Below are 6,775 nucleotides of genomic sequence, written 5' to 3' on the forward strand. Positions count from 1 at the left end.
CGGAAGCCGGCAATGACTCTTCAGACCTTATGGGCGGCCACCGCCGAACCCGGCCCCGCGCTGCAATCCCTTGAAGGTGAGCGCCAGTGCGACGTGGCGATCATCGGCGCCGGCTACACCGGCTTGAGCGCCGCCCGGCATATCGCCCTGAGCGGCCGCGAGCCGTTGCTGATCGACGCCAAGACCCTGGCTTGGGGTGCCAGCGGGCGCAACGGCGGGGTGGTGTCGCCCAAGTTTCGTGTGGGCTTCGCCGCGCTGATGGCGCGCTTTGGCCGTGACACCGCCTTGCGCATGTACCGCACCGGCTATGACGCCGTGGACAGCCTGGTGGAAACCGTCGAAGCCCTGGGTCTCGACGAAGCCCGGCTGCACTTGGGCGGGCACATCGCCGCGGCCCACAACCCTCATGCCCTGGCCGGGCTGCAAGCCACTGCCGAGTGGATCAAGCGCGAAACCGGCGGCGCCTCCTCCTTTATGCTCAGTGCTGCCGAAGTCGCGGAATACACCGGCTCCAACCTGTTTCACGGCGGCCTGCTGACCCCCAAGGCGGGCGGCATCCACCCGCTGAACTACGCCCGGGGCATGGCCCGCAGCCTCACCGGCAATGGGGTCAAGATTTACATCAACAGCCCGGCGCAAAAGGTCCATCGCGATGGCCAACGGATGATCATCGAAACGCCCCAGGGACGGATCAGTGCGCGGCAGGTGATCTACGCCACCAACGGCTATTCGGACCTGACCCCGGTCACCGATACGCTGCACCGACGGCTGATTCCCTTTCGCAGCGCGATCATCGCCACCGAGCCCCTGGCGCCTGCGGTGCTGGCCACGCTGATGCCCGGCGGCCAGGTCTGCGGCGACACCAAGCGTATGCTGCGCTGGTTCCGGGTGGTGGGTGACCGGTTGATCTTTGGCGGTCGCGGGGCCTTCGGCAAAAACGATTCCGAGACGGCGTTCCGTGCCTTGCAGCGCAGTATGGGGGAGGTGTTCCCGGTGTTGCGTGACCAGCCCATCGCCTATCGCTGGTCAGGCCTGGTGGCCATGACCCTGGACTACCTGCCCCATGCCGGTCAGCTTGACGAGCAAAGCTTCTATGCCATTGGCTATAACGGTGGCGGGGTGGCAATGTCCACCTACATGGGCGGGCAACTGGCGCGCATGACCGCAGGCGAAAAGGTTGACCTTGGCCTGCTGGCCGGCGAAAAATTCCAGCCCATTCCCCTGCATGCCTTCCGCGCCCCGGGCGTTCGCCTGGCCGCAGGCTGGCAGCAGTTCCTCGACCTTATTGGTCGCTAAGCCGAGAGTCTGAAGACATGCCTGCGATGTTGCATTACTCCCATCCGGCCAGCGCCCGGCGCTTGCCCAGCGACAACCTGACCTGGGTCGACGACCCCCTCGCCAATGGCCGCGCCCTGAACTGGCATGACTCTGCCCAAGGCTACGCCGTGGGCATGTACCAGAGCCCTGGCACGCAACGGGTGATCGAAAACTTTCCTTGGGTGGAACTGGGCATCGTCGAGTCCGGCACCCTGATTCTGCAGGGCGAAGGCTTCAGGATCGGCCTGCACCCGGGGGACTGTTTTGTGATTCCCCGGGGCATCACCCTGGACTGGCACCAGCCCGGCGAGTTGCGTTACCTGTGCATGGTCTTTCCCGGCCTGTCGCGCACCGCGCCGATGCCGCGCCTGCCGCTGAAGATTGATCCGTGCCTGGCGTTGCAGCCGTGCGATCCGCCGGCTGTCGAGGTGTTGCTCAGCCAGACGCCCCAGGCCTGGAGCCAGACCCTGTTCAGCGTCGCCAACCTGCGGATCGGTCTCTGGGAGTGTGAAGCCTATGAGCGCAAGACCGTTGAGCCGGGCTACTGCGAGTTGATGCACGTCCTCAAGGGGGCCATCACCCTCAGCCCCGAGGGCGCTGCGCCTTGCACCATCAAGGCCGGGGAGACCGTGGTGGTGCCGGTGGGGGCGAGCAATGCCTGGACCAGCACCGAGACCGTCCGCAAGATTTTCTGCATCCTTTCCTGACACCCGCCTGGGGCCGTTCGGCCCCGTTCATTCTATCGATCAGGCCGAGCGCAGCAGGCTGCGCAGGGGCACGGTGCTCTTGACCACCGGCGACTTGATGACGATGTAGCTGAAGTACTTCTCGATGCCGATGTTCTTGTCCAGGATCGACTCCATCAGCTCCTGGTAGTGCTGGATGCTGCTGGTGAGAAAACGCACCAGGTAGTCATAGCCACCGCTGATCAAATGGCACTCCAGGACTTCGTCGATATTGCGGATGCTTGACTCGAACTTGGCGAAGTCGGAACGCTTGTGGTCGGAGAGGGTGACTTCGGTGAACACCGTCACCGAGTTGGCGAACTTGGCCAGGTTGACGTGGGCTTCATAGCCGCTGATGTAGCCCGCCGCTTCCAGGCGCTTGACCCGTTGCAGGCAGGGGCTGGGGGACAGTCCGACGGCTTCGGCGAGGCTGACGTTGGTCATGCGTCCGTCTTTTTGCAGCTGGACCAGGATGTTGATGTCGATACGATCGAGTTTGGTTACCGCTTCCATCGTTGACTCCTCGCAATGTCAGTCTTGAATACTGGGTCAGGCGTGCAGGGCCTTCTGGTGTGCATGCACCAGGTCAGCCAGGCTGGCGTACTCGCAGCGCTTGCCGTCCAGGGCCTGCTCCGAGTGGTTCCAGGGCTGGCGCTGGTCGCGGCGCAAGGTGCACACCGGGAAGTCCACCCGCAGGTTCCATGGATCATCCGCCTCTGTGCTGCGGACCGGTAGCATTTCGCTCCGTTGCAAGCCCAGTCGATCGAGAGCGTGTTCCAGGCTGGCGTGCCAGTCATTGGCCTGGGGCTCGATGATCGCGTCGAACGCGATGGGCAGGCGACGGGTCAGGGCATCGATGTCCATGCCATGGGGCGGAGCGATCAGCACCAGTCGATAAAACTTACTGAGGTACTGCAGGGCGCCGGGCGCGTCTTCGAAAATCGGCCATTGGCCAGACGCGGTACTAAAGGCAACACTTTCGTCCCAGCCCGGTACTACATGCAATTGATGCGCCAGGCGTTGGTAGAGCTGGCCATGGAAAGCCGCGGCGCTGGCGGCTTGCCCCTGGGCGGCGAGCTCCTGGGCCGTGCGCCGATAGGCACTGAGCACCTGCTCGTCGCTGTGCAGCGCCTCGGTTTGCACCGACAACGGCCGCAACCCTTCAAGGATGCCCCGTTCGCGGTCGACCAGGGTGCCGAAGGACAGGCCCAACGCTTTGTACTGGGTGACTTTCATGTGCCGCTCCTGGGTCTAGCGAATGCGCTTCCTGAGTCATCAGGCAAAAGCCCGACCCGGGGTGAGCGGGTCGGGCCTGGCCTTTACCTGGGGTGTCGCGGGCGCAGGTCAGGCACCGGCGGCGGCCAGGGCCTGGTCCAGCATCTGCAAGGCTTCTGCCAGCTGCGCCGGGGTGGTCACCAGCGGCGCGAGGAAGCGCACCACGTTGCGGTAGACGCCGCACTTGATCACCAGCAAACCGGCGTTGCGCGCCTCGTCGATGATCTTCTGCGCCAGGGCCGCGTCCGGGCTCTTGGCCGCGTCGTCGGCGACGATTTCGATGGCCTGCATAAAGCCCAGGCCGCGCACGTCGCCGATTCGCGGGTAGCGTTGCTGCAGGGCCAGCAGGCCTTCGCGCAGTTGCGCCGCCAGTTGCTCGCCCTGGCCCAGCAGGTCTTCTTCTTCGAACAGGTCCATCACCGCCAGGGCTGCGGCGCAGGCCACGGCATTGCCGCCGTAGGTGCCGCCGAGGCCGCCGGGGGTGGGCGCATCCATGATCTCGGCGCGACCGACCACGCCCGACAGCGGCATGCCGCCGGCGAGGCTCTTGGCCACGGTCACCAAGTCTGGCTGGATGTCCGCGTGCTGGAAGCCGAACAGGGTCCCGGTGCGGCCGAAACCGGCCTGGATTTCGTCAAGAATCAGCACGATGCCGTGTTCGGTGCAGCGCTGACGCAAGGCCTGGAGGAAGGCCTTTGGTGCTGCGAGGAAACCGCCGTCGCCTTGCACCGGTTCGATGATGATCGCGGCCACCCGGTCCGGCGCGACGTCGGTGGCGAACAGGGTGTCGAGCTCCGCCAGGGCGTCGTCGCCGCTGATGCCGCGGTACTCGTTGGGGTAGGTGGCGTGGTAAATCTCGGCCGGGAAGGGCCCGAAGTTCTGCTTGTAGGGCTGGCTCATGCCGGTCAGGGTCACGCCGAGCAAGGTGCGGCCGTGGAAGCCGCCACGGAACGAAATCACCGCCGGACGGTTAGTGTGGCCACGGGCGATCTTGATCGCGTTTTCCACGGCTTCGGCGCCGGAAGTGAAGAGCACGCTTTTGTAGTGCTGGTCGCCGCCGATCATTTTGTTCAGTCGCGCGGCCACCTGGATGTACGACTCATAAGCCACCACCTGGAAGCTGGCGTGGGAGATTTCGCCGACCTGGCGGCGCACCGCTTCCACCACTTTCGGGTGGTTGTGGCCAACGTTGAGCACCCCGATGCCGCCGACGAAATCCAGGTAGCGCTTGCCGTCCACATCCCAGACTTCACTGCCCTGGGCGTGGCTGACCACCACCGGGTGAGCGGTGGCGATGCCGCGGGGAACGTGCTGCTCGCGCAGGGCCAGAAGGCGTTGATTTTCAGTCAGTGCAGAATTCATCTCGATCTCCATAAACGCCGTGCTTGGCGGGTGGTCTGTGATCAGGATAAGGATTGGCCGGCGCGCCACGCGCTGAATTTGCCGGGCCCGGCGCTGTGATCGACTGTTTTTCGGGGGGCTGGCGAAACATTTGACTGTGCCCGTGCGGGGCGGGGAAGCAGGGCCTCCGGCGTGCTGCCTGGAAGCCCTGTGGGGCGGGCCTCAGGCGCCGGCCCGGGGTACGACGATGGTGTCTTCGGGGTGCAGGCGCATCAGCATCGGCGCGCCGATCGGCGGCAGGCTGAGGTTGCCTTCGTGGTGGCTGGGCTGACGCAGGCTGACGGTGGGGCCGCCGTCCAGGTCGACAAACACCTTGAGGCTTTCGCCCTGGAACACGATGTCCGAAACCCGTCCACGCAGGCGGTTCCATTCCGGGCCGGCGCTGTCGTTGTCTAGCAGCAGCTTCTCGGATTGCAGGGCCAGGAACAGGTCCCCCGTGGCCGGGATCGGTCGGGTGGTGCGCAGCGCGGTGGCGCCCAGGGTCAGGTCATTGCCGCTGCCGCGCTGCAAGGGCACCAGGGTGCTCTCGCCGATAAAGCTGGCGACGAAATCGTCCGACGGGTGATCGTGCAGGCGCCGTGGTGTGTCCACCTGCACCAGTTGGCCGCCGCGCATGATGGCGATGCGGTCGCTCATGGTCAGGGCTTCGCGCTGGTCATGGGTGACGTAAATCATGGTGGCGCCGAGGCGCTTGTGCAGGGCCCGCAGCTCAATCTGCATGGTCTCGCGCAGTTGCTTGTCGAGGGCCGACAGCGGCTCGTCCATGAGGATCAGCTTGGGTTCGAAGACAATCGCCCGGGCCAGGGCCACCCGCTGCCGCTGACCGCCGGACAGGGCGGCAATGGAGCGGTTTTCATAACCGGTCAGTTCTACGGTGGCCAGGGCCTGCTTGACCCGGTCGCGGCTCTTGGCGGCGTTTTCACCCCGGGCGCGCAGCGGGAAGGCAACGTTCTCGCCCACGGTCATGTGGGGGAACAGGGCGTAGTTCTGGAACACCACGCCGATCTCGCGCTTGTGCGGCGGCATCAGGGTCACGTCGCGCTCGCCGAACAGGATGCTCCCGGAACTGACCCGGATAAACCCGCCGAGGATGCTCAGCAAGGTGGTCTTGCCCGAGCCGGAAGGCCCCAGCAGCGACATGAACTCGCCGGCTTCGACCTTGAGGTTGACGTTGTTCAGGGCCTTGAGGGAACCGTAGTGCTTGCAGACTTGATTGACGCTGACCGACTCGAAACCTTCAGTGAACTTCATGCAGCGTTCTCCTATGCAGAGCGCGGGGATTGCCCGGAGTATCTGTCTGTCATCTGAACACAGGCACTGGCCTGGTTCGTGCCGTTTTCCCGTGCCCGGGCAACAGAATCTGCCGCCCGGCACCCTTGCTGTCAGTCCAGGCCGCCGATGTGCCAGGCCTTGATTTCGAGGAACTCGTCGAGGCCGTATTTCGAGCCTTCACGGCCGGTGCCCGATTGCTTCATGCCGCCAAACGGCGCGACCTCCATGGACACCACGCCGGTGTTGAGACCGACCATGCCGAACTCCAGGCGCTCGCCGACGCGGAAGGCCCGGCGCAGGTCCTGGGTGAAGTAATAAGCGGCCAGGCCATAGGGGGTGGCGTTGGCGATGGCCAGGGCCTCGGCCTCGTCCTGGAAACGGAACAGCGGTGCCACAGGGCCGAAGGTTTCTTCGCTGGCCAGCAGCATGTCGGTGGTGGCGTTCAGCAGCACCGTGGGTTGCACAAACAGGCCTTCACCCTGGGGCGCACCGCCGATGGCGATGGAGGCGCCTTTTTTCAGGGCGTCGCCGATGTGCAGCGCCACCTTGTCCACGGCCGCAGCGTTGATCAGCGGGCCAATGGTCACGCCGTCCGCCAGGCCGTCGCCGACGTTCAACTGAGCCACGGCCGCGGCCAGGCGCTCGGCAAAACGCTCGTAGATGCCGTCCTGGACCAGGATCCGGTTGGCGCAGACGCAGGTCTGCCCGGCGTTGCGGAATTTGCTCAACATGACCCCGGTGATCGCCAGGTCGAGGTCGGCGTCGTCGAACACGATAAAGGGCGC

7 protein-coding genes are annotated in these 6,775 nt (G+C 65.1%); 2 read left to right on the plus strand and 5 right to left on the minus strand.

Annotated elements, in window-relative coordinates; translation table 11 throughout:
• Positions 1 to 12 precede the first annotated feature (12 nt).
• Both M1B35_RS30650 and M1B35_RS30655 read left to right on the plus strand, forming a co-directional pair.
• Complete coding sequence (locus tag M1B35_RS30650; RefSeq protein WP_185039258.1) at positions 13 to 1,296, plus strand: NAD(P)/FAD-dependent oxidoreductase; 1,284 nt, start codon at positions 13 to 15, stop codon at positions 1,294 to 1,296.
• 17 nt (positions 1,297 to 1,313) lie between these two features.
• A complete protein-coding gene (locus M1B35_RS30655) occupies positions 1,314 to 2,024 on the plus strand; it encodes a cupin domain-containing protein (RefSeq protein ID WP_123333731.1) in 711 nt (236 codons plus the stop codon).
• 39 nt (positions 2,025 to 2,063) lie between these two features.
• On the opposite strand, the gene M1B35_RS30660 is transcribed toward M1B35_RS30655, so the two are convergent.
• From M1B35_RS30660 to M1B35_RS30680, 5 genes are all read right to left on the minus strand, one after another.
• The gene (locus M1B35_RS30660; RefSeq protein ID WP_123333729.1) at positions 2,064 to 2,555 is read right to left on the minus strand and encodes an Lrp/AsnC family transcriptional regulator; all 492 of its coding nucleotides are present in this window, start codon (positions 2,553 to 2,555) and stop codon (positions 2,064 to 2,066) included.
• Positions 2,556 to 2,591: 36 nt separating this feature from the next.
• Positions 2,592 to 3,278 carry an HAD family hydrolase gene (locus M1B35_RS30665; RefSeq protein ID WP_123333727.1) on the minus strand — a complete coding sequence of 229 codons (687 nt, stop codon included), beginning with the start codon at positions 3,276 to 3,278 and terminating at the stop codon, positions 2,592 to 2,594.
• A 108-nt stretch (positions 3,279 to 3,386) separates the two neighbouring features.
• Entirely contained in the window at positions 3,387 to 4,679 is a 1,293-nt protein-coding gene (gene gabT, locus M1B35_RS30670; protein ID WP_123333725.1) for a 4-aminobutyrate--2-oxoglutarate transaminase, read from the minus strand.
• A gap of 201 nt (positions 4,680 to 4,880) precedes the next feature.
• Complete coding sequence (locus M1B35_RS30675) at positions 4,881 to 5,969, minus strand: ABC transporter ATP-binding protein (protein ID WP_123333723.1); 1,089 nt, start codon at positions 5,967 to 5,969, stop codon at positions 4,881 to 4,883.
• A 131-nt stretch (positions 5,970 to 6,100) separates the two neighbouring features.
• A partial coding sequence (locus M1B35_RS30680; RefSeq protein ID WP_268263933.1) for an aldehyde dehydrogenase family protein occupies positions 6,101 to 6,775 on the minus strand: 675 nt, incomplete at its 5' end.

This window comes from Pseudomonas morbosilactucae (genome assembly GCF_023241665.1).
GTDB lineage: Bacteria > Pseudomonadota > Gammaproteobacteria > Pseudomonadales > Pseudomonadaceae > Aquipseudomonas > Aquipseudomonas morbosilactucae.